Here is a 15,184-nt window from a genome sequence, read left to right on the forward strand (position 1 = left end):
GTCCCCGACGCGGGGACGACCGACACCGCTCAGGCCTTGGCCAGCAGCTCGAGGACCCCCCGCTCGGCAGCCTCGCGGGGCATCCACCGACCGACCGGCGCCAGCACCCCGTCGTGGTAGAGGTCCACGACCCGGGGATCGACGTAGGACGTGCGGGCCACCGTCGGCGTGTTCCCGAGCAACCCCGCCACCTCGCGCATGACCGCTGCCACCGCGCGGCGGCGAGCGGTGGCGGACCGCTGTCCGCCGGCAGCGGCCAGCCCGGTGGCCGCCAAGACGGTGGCGTGCCAGGTCCGGAAATCCTTCGCGGTCATCTCACCACCGCTGGCTACCCGCAGATATCCGTTGACATCGTCTCGGCGTACGTCCCGCCAGTGCCGGCCGTCCCAGTAGCCGAAGAGCCGAGCCGCGGCGCGGCGGCGACGCCGCAGATTGGCCAGCACCCGACACAGCACCGGATCCTCAATCCACCGAACCTGTTCGACGCCGCCCTTCGCCGGAAACTCGAGGACCATGCAGCCACGGCGGGAGTGGGCGTGCTCCGGACGCAGGGTGGACACCCCGAAGGTCGGATCGTCGCCGGCCGCGTACCGCTCGCTGCCCACCCGGAAGGCACCCAGGTCCAACAGCCGAGCCACAGTGGCCAGCACCCGGTCCCGGTTCAGTCCCCGACCGTCGAGGTCCTCCGCGATGCGCTCGCGCAACCGGGGCAGCCGCCGGGCCACCTCGAGGACGTGGTCAAACTTCGCCTCGTCCCGCTTGCGCCGCCACTCCGGGTGGTACAGGTACTGTCGGCGACCAGCAGCGTCCACACCGGTGGCCTGGATATGCCCGTTCGGATGCGGCGAGATCCACACGTCCTGCCAGGCCGGTGGGATGACGAGGTCACGCAGGCGGGCCAGCCGATCCGGATCACGGACCAGTTCGCCAGCCGGATCACAAAACCCCCAGCCCCGGCCGCGCCGGTGGCGCCGGTAGCCGGGCCGGCCCGGGTCACTACGCCGCAGTCGCACCGGTCGTCCGCACCATCCGCTCCACCTCGGCCACGGCGACCAGCACCTGGTCAACGTTGATCGCCGCCAGCCTCGGATGCGGCCCCGACCCGCCCCGGTCCGGGCAGTCCCCGCCACCGCCCGCCCCGAGGCTCCGATGCCACCTCCGTTCGGGTGGTGGCCCCCATTGGGTCGGCGAGTGGGGACCGAAAAGGACCACCGAGGGAGTGCCGTAGGCGGTGGCGAGGTGGGCGATGCCGGTGTCGCCGCTGACCAGCAGCCGGGCGTGGGCGACCAGGCCGGCGAGGTGGTGCAGATCGGTACGGCCGGCTCGAACGGTGTGCCCGGGCAGTCCGGCGAGCTGCGCGACCCGGCGGGCGAGGGGTAGCTCGGTGGCGTCGCCGGTGATGACGATCTCATGGCCGGCACCGGCGAGCTGGCGGCCGAGGGCCGCGAACCGCTCCACCGGCCAGCGTTTGCCCGGGATCTTCGAGCCGGGGTGCAGCACGGTCACCCCGGTCGGGGTCCGGCCCGGCGCTGGCCGGCGCAGACCCAAGTCGGTCGCGTCGGTCGGAACACCGTGCCAGGCCAGGAGGCGGCACCACCGATGGACCTCGTGCTCGTCGGCCCGCCAGGAGGGACCGTCGTGGTGCCCGGCGGCCCGGTTGGCGTAGGCGAACAGCCGACGGGGGCGGGTGCCGGCCAGCAGGCGGTGCGACTCTGGCCCGCGGCCGTGCAGATTGACCGCCAGCTCGGGGGTGGGGCCACGCCACCGCAGTTGAGACAGATCGGCGGTGTCGACCAACTCGTCGATGCCGCCGATCAGCTCGACCAGCGGGGCCAACCAGCTCGGGGCGAGCAGGACCAGGCGCTCGTCGGGGTAGCGAACACGCAGGGCACGCAGGGCCGGCACGGCGGTGGCGAGGTCGCCGAGGCCCAGCGCACGAAGGATCAAGATCACGGGTAGGAGGACTCCTGTTCGGCGCAGACCACCAGCTCCCGGACGGCGCAGCCGGCGGGTTGGGTCAGGGCCACCAGGACCGTGGCGGCGGTGTCCGCGGGGTCGTTGAGGATCGCGTCGGGCCCGGGTCGGTACTGCGGGTCGCGGTCGTCGAAGAAGGCTGTACGCATGCCACCAGGGATGAGCAGGGTCACGCCGACCCGGCCGGCGAGCTCGGCGGCGAGGGAGCGGGTGAACCCGACCACCCCGAACTTCGCCGCGCAGTACGCCGTCGCGTCGCTGACCGCCTTGACCCCCAACGTCGAGGCGACGGTGACGATCCGGCCCCGAGTCGTCTCGAGGAACGGCAGTGCCGCCCGGATGACGGCGGCGGTGGCGAGCAGGTCCACCGTGACGATCCGGTCCCAGACCTCCCCCGGCAGATCGGCCAGCCGACCCGGTACGTCCATTCCGGCCGCCGTCACCACGGCGTCCAGGCCGCCGTTGTCCTCGGCGAGTCCTCGGGTGGCGGCCTCGGCCGCCCGGGTGTCGGCCAGATCGCACGCCGTCCACGGCACCCCCTCCGCCGGGGGCTGCCGGTCCAACACCAGAGGCCGCCCACCCGCCTCGGCCACCGCCGAGACCACCGCCGCGCCCAGCCCACTGGACCCACCGGTCACCAGGACCGTGTACCCGGGGTTCATCGGATCCCCGCCGACCGATGGGGCCGGGTCGCCACCTCGGATGGTGGGTCTCCCCGCAGCACCGCGGTTGCCGCCGAGGTGGTGGCGCTGGCGCCACCCCGCTGGTGCGCAGCCGCGATCATGTCGGTGGTCGAGCGCCCGTCCAGGTACGGCACCACCACGGTGTGCCCGCCCCACCGCCGCACCAGCTCCGCCTCTGGCAACACTGGTTCACCACCACCGGTGGCATAGTCGCCCCCCTTGACCCAGATATCCGGCCGGAGCCAGGTCAGGGCCGCCTGCGGAGTCGGATCGTCAAAGACCATGACCGCATCGACGCAGCTCAAGGCGGCGAGGAGATGACTCCGGTCACCCTGCGGCATCACCGGCCGGTTCGAACCCTTCAACGCCGCGACGCTGGCATCGGAGTTGAGGCAGACCACCAGGCAGTCGCCGAGTTGACGGGCGGCCTGCAGGGTCGCCACATGCCCCGCGTGCAGCAGGTCAAAGCAGCCGCCGGTCGCGACGACGGTGCCGCCGGCGGCGCGGACCTCGGAGACGACGGTGGCGGCAGCCGCCACGCCGACCCGCTCGGCCGGGACACCGGGCACCACTGACGGCAACGGCCCAACCGGTGGCGGCAGCATGCTCGCCACTCCCCCACCCGCCACGTACGCACACGCCTCGGCGACCGCCTCCTGCACCGCCTCGGAGACCAACGCACCCCGGGCCAGGGCGATGGCGGCGGTGGCCGCGAACCGATCCCCCGCACCACAGGTATCCCCGTCCGCTGTGGAGACCGCAGGCACGATCAGCGGCGTCGGCCCGGCGTGGCAGAGGAGCGCTCCCTCCCCGCCCATCGTCACCGCGACGGCCCGCGCCCGCCACCGCTGACGCAGCTCCAACGCGCCCCGCGACGCGGTCACCAGCCGGGTCTCGCCCGGCGGCACCTTCGCCAACTCGCGCACCTCGGACTCGTTGGGCGTGGCCAGGTGCACCCCGGGCACCGCGGCTGGCCCCCGGGGATGTGGATCCCAGACCACCGGTGCCCGGGTGCCGGCCAACGCCGCCCGCAGTGCGGGCTGCCCGGCCACTCCGCGGCCGTAGTCACTGACCAGCACTGTGGCGGCCCCGGCGATGACCCGCAGCACCGCTTCCGCCGGCGGGCTGGGCTCACCGACGGCACCGCCGCGGTCATGGCGCAGCAGGACCCGGCCCTGCGACCGCAACCGGACCTTCTCCGGCGTCCCGCCGGCCAGCCCGAGGGCATACACCTGGACTCCGGCCGCGGCGAGAAGCAAGCTGAGCCGGGCGGCACCGGCGTCATCGGCCAGGGCGGTCACCAAGACGACCTCGGTGTCCGGCGCCGGCGCCGCGAACATCGCGGCCAGGCCGGCACCGCCCGGCCGGTCGGTGGACGAGGTCTCGTCGAGCACCGGCACCGGCGAGTCCGGACAGAGCCGGTTCACCGCCCCCTCCACGTCCCGGTCGAGCAGGGTGTCGCCGACCACCACCAGGGGTCCCCTCACACCTACCTCCTCATCTCCTCGACCTGCTGCCCGTCCTCCGGGACCACCTCAACCCCGGTTCGTACCGGCCCGGTGGCCGGCACGTCGGCCGGGACGTCGGCGGGCACCTCAGCCGGCAGGTCGGCGGGCACCTCAGCCGGCACCTCGGCTTCCAGGCCGGTCAACGGCATCCCCGCAAGCTGCGGCAGGGTTCCGGCGCACTCGGGCACCGGCGGCCCCGCCGGCGTGCCCGCGGCGGCGGCCAGGACCACCGGCAGCGCCTGCTCGGCGTACTCGCAGAGCAGGTGGCTGGTGACCAGGTGCAGCTCCTGGACGATCTGCCCGTCCGGCGCGGGGACGGCGAGGGTCTCGTGACAGAGGCCGGCCAGCGGATTGGGGGCGGGGCCGGTCAACGCCCAGCAGCGCAGGCCGACCTGGTGGGCGGCCTGCGCGGCCTGAAGCAGGTTCCGGCTCCGGCCACTGGTGGACAGCAGCAGGAGGATGTCCCCGGGGCGGCCGTGGGCGTACACCTGACGGGCGAAGACCTGGTCGTAGCCGTAGTCGTTGCCGATGGCGGTAAGGGCGCTGGTCTCGGCGTGCAGGGCGATGGCGGAGAAGGGCTGGCGGTCAGCGCGAAGTTTGCCGACGAGTTCGGCGGTGAGGTGTTGCGCCTCGGCGGCGCTACCGCCGTTGCCGGCCACCAGCAGCCGACCACCACCAGCGAGGGTACGGGCGAGTTCGGCTCCCCAGGCGGGGAGTCGCCGGGCGGCCTGCCGATACGATGGCAGCGCGGCGGTGAGCCCCGCCAGGTGCTCCTCCAGCAGCGACCGGGCCGGCGTCATCCGGCCACCACCCGGGTCGCCCGGCCGACGGCCGCCACGTCGCCGTAGACCTCCACCAGCCGCTCCGCCGTGGCCGCCCACGCGTAGCTCTCCCGAGCCCGGTCCAGCGCCGCCGCCGCGTACCCGAACCGACGAATCCGGTCGTCAAGGAGTCGCTGGATCGCGGTACCGAGCGCCCGGGGGTCCCGGGCGGGTACGAGGTCGCCGGTCACCCCATCCACCACCGTGTCCCGGATCCCCCCAACCGCGGTCCCCACCACCGGCACCCCGCACGCCATCGCCTCGAGCGGGGTCAGCCCGAACGGCTCGTACCACGGCGCGGCGACCAGCAGGTCCGCGGACCGGTACCAGTGGCCCATCTCCTCCCTGGGCACCGCGCCGGCGAGCCTCACCCGATCCGCCACCCCGCAGGTGTTCGCCAAGGCGCGGAGCCGGCCCGCGTACGGGTCGGTTTCGAGGAGTCCGGCCGGCGGGCCGCCGACCACCACGCACTCCGCCTCCGGCACGTGTCCCATCGCCCGGACCACGGTCTGGAAGCCCTTTCGCTCGACCAGCCGCCCCACGGTGAGAATGCGGGGGCGTCCGTCGTCGCGTTCGGCGGCCGGACCCAGCGGGGCGAAGGTACGGAGGTTGACTCCGGAGGGGACCACCGTCATCCGCGACCGGGGCACCCCCATCCGCACCAACTCGCCGACCTCGTCCTGGCACTGGGCGATCACCCGGTCCACCGAGCGGCCGAGTTGCCGTTCGTACCCGATACGCCGGGCCGGGCTGGTGTCCTGTACGCCCTGGTACCGCCGCTTCACCACGCCGAGTGCGTGGTACGTCTGCACCACCGGCACACCGGTCCTGCGGCCGGCGGCGAGCGCGGCGAGGCCGCTCATCCAGAAGTGCGCGTGGACCACCTCCGGGGTCCACTGATCGCCACGCCACCGTTCGGTCAACCAGTGGCTGAACTCCCGCATGTGTGGCAGCAGGGCGTCCTTGGCCACCGGCTCGGCCGGGCCCGCCGGCACATGGACCACCTCGTACCCGTCCGGGCAGCGAACCGTTCCCGGCAAGTCGACGGCATCCCAGCGGGTGTAGACCCGGACCTCGTGGCCGGCCGCGGCGAGCGCCGCGGAGAGCTCGGCGACGTGCGTGTTCTGGCCGCCGGCGTCCTCCCCGCCGAGGACCGCGAGCGGGCTGGCGTGTTCCGAGATCATCGCGATCCGCATACTTCCTCCTCCAGCAGCCGGTCCCAGTCGGTGAGGAAACGGTCAAGGCCGTACCGGTCGCGGGCGGCGCGGCGGGCGACAGCCCCCGCCCGGTGGGCGCTCGCCGGGTCCGCCAGCAACTGACTGGTGGCGGTGAGCAGGTCGTCAACCCTGGTGGCGAGGGCGCCGGCCCCGGGCGGCACCGCCATCACGGCCTCGGTAGCAGCGAGCGCGACGACCGGCATACCGATCGTCATCGCCTCGATCAGACTCAGCCCGAGCGATGTCCAACGGCACAGGTGCAGGTATGCCCGCCGCCGGGCCAACTCTGCGTGCATCCGTGCCTGGGGCAGGTCGTCGTGACTGGTCACCCGGTCGGCGGGCAGTCCAAGCCGGTCGGCGAGCCCGGTCACCTTCAGACCGAACACGTCCAGCGGGGCGATCTCGGCGAACCGGGGCAGCAGGTCGGTACCGGTGACCCGCCACCGGCGAACCGGCTCGTTGATCACTACTGCGAGCCGCTCCAGCTCGCCGCTGTAGTCGGCCGTCGGCGGCACGATCCCGTGGTCAACCACGGTGGTTCGGGTGCCACCGGTGTCCCAGTAGAGCTGGTTGAAGGCGGTCACGTGAGCGATCAACAGGTCGTCGCGGTCGGCCATCGGGTGTCGGCTGTTCGGTACCGCACCGTCCTTCGGGGTGTTGTGCTCGACGTAGATCGCCGGGAGGTCGCGGCCCGGCCGGCGGCCCAGCCACTCGGCGGCCAGGGCCTCTTCCTCGGGGCGTTGCAGGAGGACCAGGTCCACCTCGGCGGTGGCCAGCTCCGACGGGGTGATCTCGACCGCGTTCTCCGGCCACGGATAGGTACGGGCCCGGCCCCGACCGTCCGGGCCGCGGTCAGGGGTGACCGGCACCAGGTAGCGGTGCTTGCCATGGACGAACGACGTCGTCCAGGAGCCGTGCACATGCCAGAGCAGGATGTTCATCGGCCGCTCCGAGCCAGGGCGGTGACCCCCGCCGACTTCGACGGTCGGGACGGCGCCACGCCGAGCAGGGTCAGCGCGGTCAGCACCTCCTCGGGCCGGATCCGGCTCAGGCACGGGTGGCCGGGCACCGGGCAGGTGGCGGCGCGGGTGCCACGGCAGGGGGCGTCCGGATCGCCGAGCCGAACGGTCGGCACCCGCCACGGACCCCACTGACCGAACGGGACGGTCGGGGCGAAGAGGCTGACCACCGGGACGCCGTACGCGGCGGCGAGGTGGGCCGGACCGGTGTTGCCGACGATCACCGCGGCGGCACCGGCGACGGTCGCGGCCAGGTCGGCCAGCTCGGTCCCCCCACCGAGATCAGCGGCGAATCCGCCGGCCACCCGGGCGGTCAGCGCCACCTCGTCCGGACCGCCGGTGACCACGACCCGGTGGCCCGCATTGACCAGCGTCCGAGCGATCTCCACTGCCAGGTCCGGTGGCAACCCCCGGGACTGTGCCGCCGAGCCGGGGTGCAGCACAACGTAGCCCGGTGCACCCGCCCGCGCGGGCGGCGGCGGCACAGGCCGCAGCCGCAGGACCGGTTCGTCGTCGGGCGGTAGGGGGTAGCCAGCGGCGGCGGCGAGCGAGAGTGCGCGTTCGGGCTCGGGGACACCGACCGGAACGCGGTGACGGATGTCGAGCAGGCTTCCGGGGTAGTCGTCGCTGATCGCGCTGATCCGCTCGACGCCGACGGTGCGCAGCAGCAGCGCCAAGGGGAGGGGAGACTGGTGGTAGCTGGTGAAGATGACCGCCTCGTCGGCGTTGACGGCGGCGAGGGTGGCGGTGAGCGCGGCGATGTCCGGCCCGGTGACCGGTGCGGGCGCGGGATCGATCCAGGGCAGTTGGTGCACGACGACGGTGTCCACGCCGGGTAGGAGGTCGGCGGCGGCGCGGCCCCGCGGTCCACACAACAAGACGACCCGGCGCGCGTGGGCGGCGACAGCCCGAATACCCGGGCCGGTAACGACGACGTCACCAGCCGAGTCGGAGCGAACGACAAGAACGGTTCCGGTGCCTCCGCTGGAGCGCGACGGCCGAGCCGGCCCAGCAGTGACCAGAGGCGGCGCGGACCCAACAGCGGCCAGGGACGGCGGGGCCGCCGACGCAGCGGTGGGCCGGTGGGTGGCCGGGGCGATCGCGGTCTGCCGACGCAGAATCTCGGCCACCGCGGTCGGCAGATCCGCGGCGACCCACGGGGCGGCGCTGGTCTCGGCGGGTCGGGTCAGTGGTGTGGGCACCAACACCGCCTGGGCTCCGGCAGCCAGGCCAGCGGTGACATCGCGGCCAATGTCACCGATCAGAACGCACTGTTGCGGTGTGGTGCCGAGCCGGCGGGCGGCGGAGTGGATCAGTTTGGGCGCGGGTTTACGGCAGTCGCACCGGTCCTCGTCGTCGTGCGGGCAGACCAGCCAGGCATCGAACGGGCCGAGCAGCTGCTCGACGCGGGCGTGCACGGCCCGCAGCTGCGCCCTGGTGAACAGCCCCTTGGCCAACCCGGACTGGTTCGTCACCACCGCCAGCCGCAAGCCCGCCGTGCGGAGCGCATCCAGCGCCGCCCGCGCCCCCGGCATCGGCCGTACCCGCTCCGGGTCCCCGTTGTACGGCACGTCCTCGATGAGGGTGCCATCCCGGTCCAGCAGCACCGCATCAAAGAGGCGGGGTGCTCCACCAACTCGGCCGGAGCGGGCTACTACCCGGGCCGACCTGCGCTGATCCGGCTCCACCTGTGGCACGGCCGGCGGGTTCCCGGCGCCCCGGGGAGTAAACCTCGGCGCCGACGCCGCCGGCGCGGGCGCCATGACCTGACTCGGTCTCCGCCCCGCCGTGGACTTACCCGCCGCCCCCGAGAAGCTAACCCGGCTGCCGGCCGCCCCCGCGCGCCGGATCGGTGTGCCCCCGGCGTTCGGGCAGAATGTGCCCGAACGCCCCACGGAAGGGCCTTTCGGTGACCGACCGTGTCCTCGGGGCAGCGCTGGGCGTTGACAGACGACGTGGGCCGGGCCACGGCCAGGGAGCAGTCACATGACGTACCGGAGCAATGGCTACCCTCGCAGGGAGCCAAGTCCGCGAAACAAGGATTTCCGACATGAGTGAACCCGTGCAGTTGCCGTCGCCCTGGCGGGACGTGCGCCTGACCGTGGTGGTGCCGACCTTCAACGAGGTGGGCAACCTTCCGGCACTGGTCGAACAGCTGCTCGCGCTGCCCTTGCCCGGGTTGAAGGTCCTCGTGGCCGACGACAACTCGCCGGACGGTACCGGCGAGGTCGCGGACAAGCTGGCCCTCGAGCACCCGGACCGGATCGAGGTCGTCCACCGGGCCGGCAAGGAAGGCCTGGGTCGGGCGTACGTTGACGGCATCGGACGGGCCCTCGACGACGGTGCCGAGTTCGTGGCGCAGATGGACGCCGACCTTTCCCACCCACCGGACGCGCTCCCGGGCATGCTGGGCGCGCTGCTGTCCACCCAGGCTGGTGTGGTGATCGGGTCCCGCTACGTGCCCGGCGGCGAGCTGGACGAGAACTGGCCGCTCTACCGGCGGGCGCTGAGCGGCTGGGCGAATCTGTACGTACACACTCTGCTGCGGGTACGGATCCGGGACCTCACCGCCGGTTTCAAGATCTGGCGAGCCGACGCGCTGCGCGACATCGGCCTGGAGCGGGTGCAGTCCAATGGGTACAGCTTCCAGGTGGAGATGCACTACCTGGCCACGAAGCTGGGGCACACGATCCTTGAGGTGCCGATCCGGTTCGAGGAGCGGCGAGACGGCGCCTCGAAGATGACCACCGCCACCAAGATTGAAAGTGCCCTGATGCCGTTCCGCCTGCGCAGCAAACACCGCAACGTCGAACGCTGAGCTGGCCGCGAGACGGCGGTGCGGCCCACCTCCCGTGGAGCGTCGAGACAGGCGCCACGCCGGCGGGTTCGCACCGCACCGCGACCACGGTCAGCGGTAGACCGCACGCTGCGCGGCGCCGACCGTCGCCGCGTACACACCACCGGTGAGCGCGGCGTTGCGGGCCAACGCCGCCCGCGCCGCGTTCGCACCGGGCGCGCCGTGGACCCCACCACCGGGATGCGCCGACGAGCTGGCCAGAAAGAGCCGGTCAACGGGGGTGTCTGCACGGCCCAGTCCAGGGACTGGGCGGAAGAAGAGCTGCTGGTGGGCGGCGGCCGTGCCACCACCGACCGCCCCACCGACCAGGCTCGGGTCGCCCGCCTCCAGGTCCACCGGTCCCGCCACGTGCCGGCCCACCACCAGCGCACGGAAGCCCGGGGCGGCCTCCTCCAGCACCTGCTCCATCCGCTGCACCTGCGCGGCGATCTCCTCGACCCGCCACCGCCGTCGGAATGGCAGGTGGGTATACGACCACAAGGACTCGGTACCGGGTGGCGAATGACTGGGATCGGCCACGGTCATCTGCCCGACCAGCAGGAACGGGTCCCGGGGAAGCTCCCCGCGGGCCAGCGCCGCCGCATAGCTGGTCAGCCCGTCGAGGTCGGCCCCGAGGTGAACGGTGCCGGCGGTGGCGACCATCCGGTTCCGCCAGGGCACCGGGGCGGAGAGCGCCCAGTCGACCTTCAGCGTCGAGCCGTCCCAGCGAAAGTGGGTCAGGTCTGCCACCAGCCGCGGCGGCAGGACGTCGGCCCCGACAAGGTCCAGATAGAGCGCGGGTGCCGGCACGTCCGCGAGCACCGCACGGCGGGCCCGCCAGAGCCCGCCGTCCTCGGTCCGGACGCCCATCGCCCGCCCCCGGGCGGTCAGCACCCGATCCACCCGCGCGCCGCAGCGAATCTGGCCGCCCCGGTCGGCGAGCCGGGCCACCAGAGCATCGGTGATCCGTTGGGCGCCGCCGTCCGGTACCGGCCAACCGACCTGCTGACCAAGCATGGCCAGCAGCCACCCGTACGCCCCGGAGCCGGCTTCCTCCGGGGCCAGGTCGGTGTGCAGCGCGCAGCCGGCGAGCAGGGCCGCCCCGCCCGCCCCGGTGAAAAGCTCGTCGCCGAGCCGGCGTACCGGTGTCACCAACCGGCGGGCCAGACGCAACCCGCCGGCGACCCGCAGCCGACGTACCAGCGCGAGGCTGCTGCGCACCGGCGGGAAGGGGGTGGTGATGGCGTCCAACAGCGGGCCGCCCACCTGGCACCAGTCGCCGTAGGCCGTCAGCCACCGTTCCCCGTCACCAACCGCGAAGCTCTCCAGGGAGGCGGCGGTGGTCTCCGGGTCACGGTTGAGCACCGCCGCCCGCCCGTCCGGCAGCAGGTGCGCCAACACGTCTGGGGCATGTCGCCACCGCAGCCCGTACTGGTCCAGGCCCAGCCCGCGCAGCACCGGCGACGCGTAGCCAAGAGGGTAGAAGGAGCTGTAGAGGTCACTCAGGTAGCCGGGAGCGGTCACCTGGGCCGACCGAACCGCGCCGCCGGGCGCCTCGGTCGCCTCCAGCACGAGCACGTCCCAGCCGGCGTCGGCGAGCAGATTGGCGGCCACCAGGCCGTTGTGGCCCGCTCCGACGACGATGGCGTCCGGGGACGCCACATCGATTCGACTCACTCGAGCATGCTAGCCGGCGGTCAACCGGACGAAGAGCGTTTGCCCAGCGCTACCCGGGGCATCTACCGCCGCATGTACACGGTTGCTCAGCTCATCGGCGGAGTGTGGGGGGCGGGCGGCGAAGGGGGCGACCTGGTCGTCCACGACCCGGCCGACGGTACTGCGGTCAGCTCGGTGCCGGTGGCGACGGCGGAGGAGGTCCGCAAGGCGGTGGCGGCGGCGCGGGGCGCTGCCGCCGAGTGGGCCAGGACACCGCTGGCGGAGCGGGCCGCCGCCCTGCATCGGGCCGCGGACGCGGTGGCGGCGGCCGCCGTCGAGCTGGCGCAGGCCACCACCGTGGAGATGGGCAAGCCGCTCGCGGATGCGCGGGGCGGGGTGGACGCGGGCGTGGGCACCCTGCGCCAGTACGCCGAGCTGGCACCGCTGCGCGGTGGGCGGACCCTACACGGCTCCGCTGAGGCGATCGACTTCATGCTGCCGCAGCCCCGCGGCGTGGTCGCCGCCTTCACCCCCTGGAACGACCCGGTCGCGGTCTCCTGTGGCCTGCTCGGCGCGGCGCTGGTCACCGGCAACGTGGTGCTCTACAAGCCCAGCGAACGGACTCCGGCGACCGGATGGCTGCTGGCGAAGGCGGTGGACGCGGCGTTGCCGCCCGGCGTGCTCTCGCTACTGACCGGAGGGCCCGAGGTCGGGGCGGCACTGGCCGCCCAGCCGGTGGACGTGCTCGCCCACGTCGGTTCGACCGCCACCGGCCGGGCGATCGCCGCCGCGGCGGCCCGGACCGGGGCCAAGGTGCTCCTCGAGAACGGTGGCAGCGACCCGCTCGTCATTGACGCGGACGTGGACCCGCTGTGGGCAGCCGAGCAGGCGGCCATCGGTGCGTTCGCCAACGCCGGCCAGATCTGCGTCGCCGTCGAGCGGATCTACGTACACCGGGATGTGGCCGAGGACTTCGTTGATGCCCTGATCGAACGGGCGCGGGCCCTGCGCACCGGACCGGGCGTCGATCCGGCGACCGAGCTGGGACCGTTGGTTGACCGGCAGCACCGAGACCACGTGCACGGGCAGGTCACGGCCGCGGTGGCGCAGGGAGCCCAGCTTCGGATCGGCGGCACCTTACCGGACGGGCCGGGTGCCTTCTACCCGGCGACGGTGGTCACGGACTGTCGGCAGGACATGCCCCTGATCCGCGAGGAGACCTTCGCCCCGGTCGCCCCGGTCGTGGTGGTTGACTCGTTCTCGGAGGCGCTCCGGTGCGCGGCCGACTCGCCGTACGGGCTCGCTGCGACGGTGCTGACGGCGTCGATGAGTCATGCGCAACGCGCCTGCCGGGACCTCCCGGTCGGCACCGTGAAGATCAACGCAGTTTTCGGTGGGGCTCCGGGTGGGGCCGCCCATCCGCGTCGGGGCAGCGGACAGGGCTTCGGGTACGGGCCGGAGCTACTCGACGAATTCACCGCCACAAAGGTGGTCCACCTTCAGGCGCCGGGCGGCGGACACTGGTGAGGTGGGCCGCCCCGCACCGGACGGTGGCTTCCGGCTCCGGCCCCGCTGCCGGGCCTGGGTCTAACGGCTCCGGCCCCGCTGCCGGGCCTGGGCGGTCAGCCGGTTGTTGGCCTTCTCGATCGCCTGCACCAGTTCCGGCTTGGTCATGGTTGACCGGCCGGAGATGTCAAGTTTGCGGGCGACCCGCAGCAGGTGGTCCTTGCTCGCCTTCGCGTCAACGCCCCCCGCTGTCGCCGCACGGCGCCGGGGACCGCCACCGGCGGCCTGCCGATCGCTCGGACCCTTGCGGCCCTTCGGCTCCCAGTGGTCACCGACCTTTTCGAACTCGTTCTTGACCGCCGCGAACGCGGTCCGGCTGGCCCGCTCCCCCTCGCCGTACGTCTGCAGGGCCGAGTCGTGGGTCTTCTCCCAGGTACGCTGCGCCTTGTCCGGGGAGCGTCGCAGCGTGCTGGGCATGTCCTCCCGCCCGGGCATCTCGATCCTCCTCACACGTCGGTGGGTCTCCAGTGATCTTTCCCCACGGCCGACACGACAAACCGGATCTGGCCGGGGTTTACCCCCGGAGCCCGTCGGGTAGCGCAGAAGACATGGAACGCGGCAGCAGCAAGCACGGACCGAGGCTCGACGACGAGATGGAGAGCGAGGTCAGCGGCCTCGTACAGGGTCCAGGAGCGGCCGGCTCGCGGGTCAACGAGTCCCGTCAGCCGGAGCCGGCGGGCGAGGACCAACCGGAGCCCACGACGGCACCGGCCGGCGCGCTGCGCAGCGGCAACCCGCAGGGCATGAGCTCCGATGATGTCGAGGCCCGCAGCCGGCTCGGACGGTTCATCACGATGACCGCCCTGCCGGGCGACCGCGAGACCCTGGTCGCCAACGCACGGGGCAACGACGCTCCGGCCGACCTGATCGCCGAGTTGGAACGCCTGCCCACGGGAACCCGCTACCAGACGGTCTCGGAGATCTGGGCCGCGCTCGGCCACCGCAACGAGACGACCCGCTGGTAACCCGGGCCGTCACCCGGCCCGAGCCGCCAAAATCGGCGGGGAGGAGGAGCTGATGAGTGGTGTCATGGAATACGTGGACATCTCCGTCCCGGTCCGCACCGCCTATGACCAGTGGACCCAGTTCGAGGAGTTCCCACACTTCATGGAGGGAGTACAGGAGGTGCGGCACCTCTCCCCGACGATGACCCACTGGACCGTGGAGATCTCCGGGGTGCGGCGCGAGTTCGACGCCGAGATCACCGAGCAACTCCCGGACGAGCGGGTCGCGTGGCGCTCGATCGGCGGCACCCAGCACGCGGGGGTGGTCACCTTCCACCGGTTGGACGAACACACCAGCCGGGTCACGCTCCAGCTCGAGTTCGAGCCGCACGGCGCGGTGGAGCACGCTGGCGACACGCTCGGCATCGTTGACCACCGGGCCAAGGGCGACCTGGAACGGTTCAAGCAGTTCATCGAAGAGCGCAACCAGGCGACCGGCGCCTGGCGGGGCAAGGTCGACCGACCGCAGCCCTGACCCCACAGCGCAACCCGCTGACGGCCCCCGCCACCACCGGGGGGCCGTCGGCGGGTTTCGCGCGGGTGGAGTCGGGTACCGCCGAAGGTATGACCGACGACAAGGCGTGGCGTGACGAGGAGCGGACTCCCCTGGCGGAGCTGGACCGGGCCATCGCTCGTTCGGCGATGGACGGCCAAGCCGACGACGTAACCGCAAACGACGCCGGAGAGGAGGCCGCGTTCGGGCACGGGCCCCAGGCGGTGGACCGCGGCGGCCAGGCGGCCGGGACCGGCCGGGAACCGACTGACCCGGATCGGGCCTATCGCCCGTCCACGACCGGGCGGACCGGACCGGACACCATGTGATCTCAAACACCGACCCTCGTCCACCGGGGTCGGCTCTCGCGACTGGCCAGTGCCGGTGTGTCCCCGTCGGCGGGGGCA

General features: G+C 73.0%; 15 protein-coding genes. 5 read left to right on the forward strand and 10 right to left on the reverse strand.

Going from position 1 to position 15,184, the window contains the following annotated elements:
- Positions 1 to 29: 29 nt before the first annotated feature.
- The 8 genes from K228_RS0111120 to K228_RS0111155 are packed head-to-tail and all read right to left on the reverse strand — an operon-like array spanning position 30 to position 8,919.
- Positions 30 to 1,013: a DNA topoisomerase IB gene (locus K228_RS0111120; RefSeq protein WP_025618506.1), complete on the reverse strand. Its 984-nt coding sequence runs from the start codon at positions 1,011 to 1,013 to the stop codon at positions 30 to 32.
- On the reverse strand, positions 997 to 1,953 hold the full coding sequence (locus tag K228_RS0111125) for a glycosyltransferase family 9 protein (protein ID WP_025618507.1): 957 nt from the start codon (positions 1,951 to 1,953) through the stop codon (positions 997 to 999). The genes K228_RS0111120 and K228_RS0111125 overlap by 17 nt, the downstream gene beginning before the upstream one ends.
- Entirely contained in the window at positions 1,950 to 2,636 is a 687-nt protein-coding gene (locus K228_RS0111130) for an SDR family oxidoreductase (RefSeq protein WP_025618508.1), read from the reverse strand. The genes K228_RS0111125 and K228_RS0111130 overlap by 4 nt, the downstream gene beginning before the upstream one ends.
- On the reverse strand, positions 2,633 to 4,144 hold the full coding sequence (locus K228_RS0111135) for a PfkB family carbohydrate kinase (protein ID WP_025618509.1): 1,512 nt from the start codon (positions 4,142 to 4,144) through the stop codon (positions 2,633 to 2,635). Before K228_RS0111135 ends, K228_RS0111130 begins: the two co-directional genes overlap by 4 nt.
- 2 nt (positions 4,145 to 4,146) lie before the next feature.
- Positions 4,147 to 4,965 carry a D-sedoheptulose-7-phosphate isomerase gene (locus K228_RS0111140; RefSeq protein WP_025618510.1) on the reverse strand — a complete coding sequence of 273 codons (819 nt, stop codon included), beginning with the start codon at positions 4,963 to 4,965 and terminating at the stop codon, positions 4,147 to 4,149.
- Positions 4,962 to 6,182: a glycosyltransferase gene (locus K228_RS0111145; protein ID WP_025618511.1), complete on the reverse strand. Its 1,221-nt coding sequence runs from the start codon at positions 6,180 to 6,182 to the stop codon at positions 4,962 to 4,964. Before K228_RS0111145 ends, K228_RS0111140 begins: the two co-directional genes overlap by 4 nt.
- Positions 6,167 to 7,144: a glycosyltransferase gene (locus K228_RS0111150; RefSeq protein ID WP_025618512.1), complete on the reverse strand. Its 978-nt coding sequence runs from the start codon at positions 7,142 to 7,144 to the stop codon at positions 6,167 to 6,169. The genes K228_RS0111145 and K228_RS0111150 overlap by 16 nt, the downstream gene beginning before the upstream one ends.
- Positions 7,141 to 8,919, reverse strand: a complete 1,779-nt coding sequence (locus K228_RS0111155; protein WP_025618513.1) for an HAD-IIIA family hydrolase — start codon at positions 8,917 to 8,919, stop codon at positions 7,141 to 7,143. The genes K228_RS0111150 and K228_RS0111155 overlap by 4 nt, the downstream gene beginning before the upstream one ends.
- A gap of 353 nt (positions 8,920 to 9,272) precedes the next feature.
- Here K228_RS0111155 and K228_RS0111160 point away from each other — a divergent pair, with 353 nt between their 5' ends.
- The gene (locus K228_RS0111160) at positions 9,273 to 10,040 is read left to right on the forward strand and encodes a polyprenol monophosphomannose synthase (RefSeq protein ID WP_025618514.1); all 768 of its coding nucleotides are present in this window, start codon (positions 9,273 to 9,275) and stop codon (positions 10,038 to 10,040) included.
- Between the two features lie 90 nt (positions 10,041 to 10,130).
- Here K228_RS0111160 and K228_RS0111165 read toward each other — a convergent pair whose 3' ends face one another.
- Positions 10,131 to 11,720, reverse strand: a complete 1,590-nt coding sequence (locus K228_RS0111165) for a phytoene desaturase family protein (RefSeq protein ID WP_425414513.1) — start codon at positions 11,718 to 11,720, stop codon at positions 10,131 to 10,133.
- Positions 11,721 to 11,807: 87 nt separating this feature from the next.
- Between K228_RS0111165 and K228_RS0111170 the strand changes: the two genes are divergently transcribed.
- A complete protein-coding gene (locus K228_RS0111170) occupies positions 11,808 to 13,241 on the forward strand; it encodes an aldehyde dehydrogenase family protein (RefSeq protein WP_025618516.1) in 1,434 nt (477 codons plus the stop codon).
- A 60-nt stretch (positions 13,242 to 13,301) separates the two neighbouring features.
- Here K228_RS0111170 and K228_RS0111175 read toward each other — a convergent pair whose 3' ends face one another.
- On the reverse strand, positions 13,302 to 13,715 hold the full coding sequence (locus K228_RS0111175) for a ChaB family protein (protein WP_025618517.1): 414 nt from the start codon (positions 13,713 to 13,715) through the stop codon (positions 13,302 to 13,304).
- 113 nt (positions 13,716 to 13,828) lie between these two features.
- On the opposite strand from K228_RS0111175, the gene K228_RS0111180 reads away from it, so the two are divergent.
- From K228_RS0111180 to K228_RS0111190, 3 genes are all read left to right on the forward strand, one after another.
- A complete protein-coding gene (locus tag K228_RS0111180; protein ID WP_025618518.1) occupies positions 13,829 to 14,245 on the forward strand; it encodes a DUF2795 domain-containing protein in 417 nt (138 codons plus the stop codon).
- Between the two features lie 52 nt (positions 14,246 to 14,297).
- Complete coding sequence (locus K228_RS0111185; RefSeq protein WP_025618519.1) at positions 14,298 to 14,759, forward strand: SRPBCC family protein; 462 nt, start codon at positions 14,298 to 14,300, stop codon at positions 14,757 to 14,759.
- A gap of 89 nt (positions 14,760 to 14,848) precedes the next feature.
- Positions 14,849 to 15,106, forward strand: a complete 258-nt coding sequence (locus K228_RS0111190; protein ID WP_011905647.1) for a hypothetical protein — start codon at positions 14,849 to 14,851, stop codon at positions 15,104 to 15,106.
- Positions 15,107 to 15,184: the final 78 nt, after the last annotated feature.

The sequence above is a fragment of the Salinispora cortesiana genome (assembly GCF_000484695.1).
In the GTDB taxonomy this organism is placed as follows: Bacteria; Actinomycetota; Actinomycetes; order Mycobacteriales; family Micromonosporaceae; genus Micromonospora; species Micromonospora cortesiana.

Bases quoted from the DNA above. Each gene is read 5' to 3' on its own strand.
- K228_RS0111170 (WP_025618516.1), top strand. From the start codon at position 11,808: ATGTACACGGTTGCTCAGCTCATCGGCGGAGTGTGGGGGGCGGGCGGC.
- K228_RS0111180 (WP_025618518.1), top strand. From the start codon at position 13,829: ATGGAACGCGGCAGCAGCAAGCACGGACCGAGGCTCGACGACGAGATG.
- K228_RS0111150 (WP_025618512.1), bottom strand. From the start codon at position 7,144: ATGAACATCCTGCTCTGGCATGTGCACGGCTCCTGGACGACGTCGTTC.
- K228_RS0111140 (WP_025618510.1), bottom strand. From the start codon at position 4,965: ATGACGCCGGCCCGGTCGCTGCTGGAGGAGCACCTGGCGGGGCTCACC.
- K228_RS0111175 (WP_025618517.1), bottom strand. From the start codon at position 13,715: ATGCCCGGGCGGGAGGACATGCCCAGCACGCTGCGACGCTCCCCGGAC.
- K228_RS0111160 (WP_025618514.1), top strand. From the start codon at position 9,273: ATGAGTGAACCCGTGCAGTTGCCGTCGCCCTGGCGGGACGTGCGCCTG.
- K228_RS0111145 (WP_025618511.1), bottom strand. From the start codon at position 6,182: ATGCGGATCGCGATGATCTCGGAACACGCCAGCCCGCTCGCGGTCCTC.
- K228_RS0111130 (WP_025618508.1), bottom strand. From the start codon at position 2,636: ATGAACCCCGGGTACACGGTCCTGGTGACCGGTGGGTCCAGTGGGCTG.
- K228_RS0111185 (WP_025618519.1), top strand. From the start codon at position 14,298: ATGAGTGGTGTCATGGAATACGTGGACATCTCCGTCCCGGTCCGCACC.
- K228_RS0111190 (WP_011905647.1), top strand. From the start codon at position 14,849: ATGACCGACGACAAGGCGTGGCGTGACGAGGAGCGGACTCCCCTGGCG.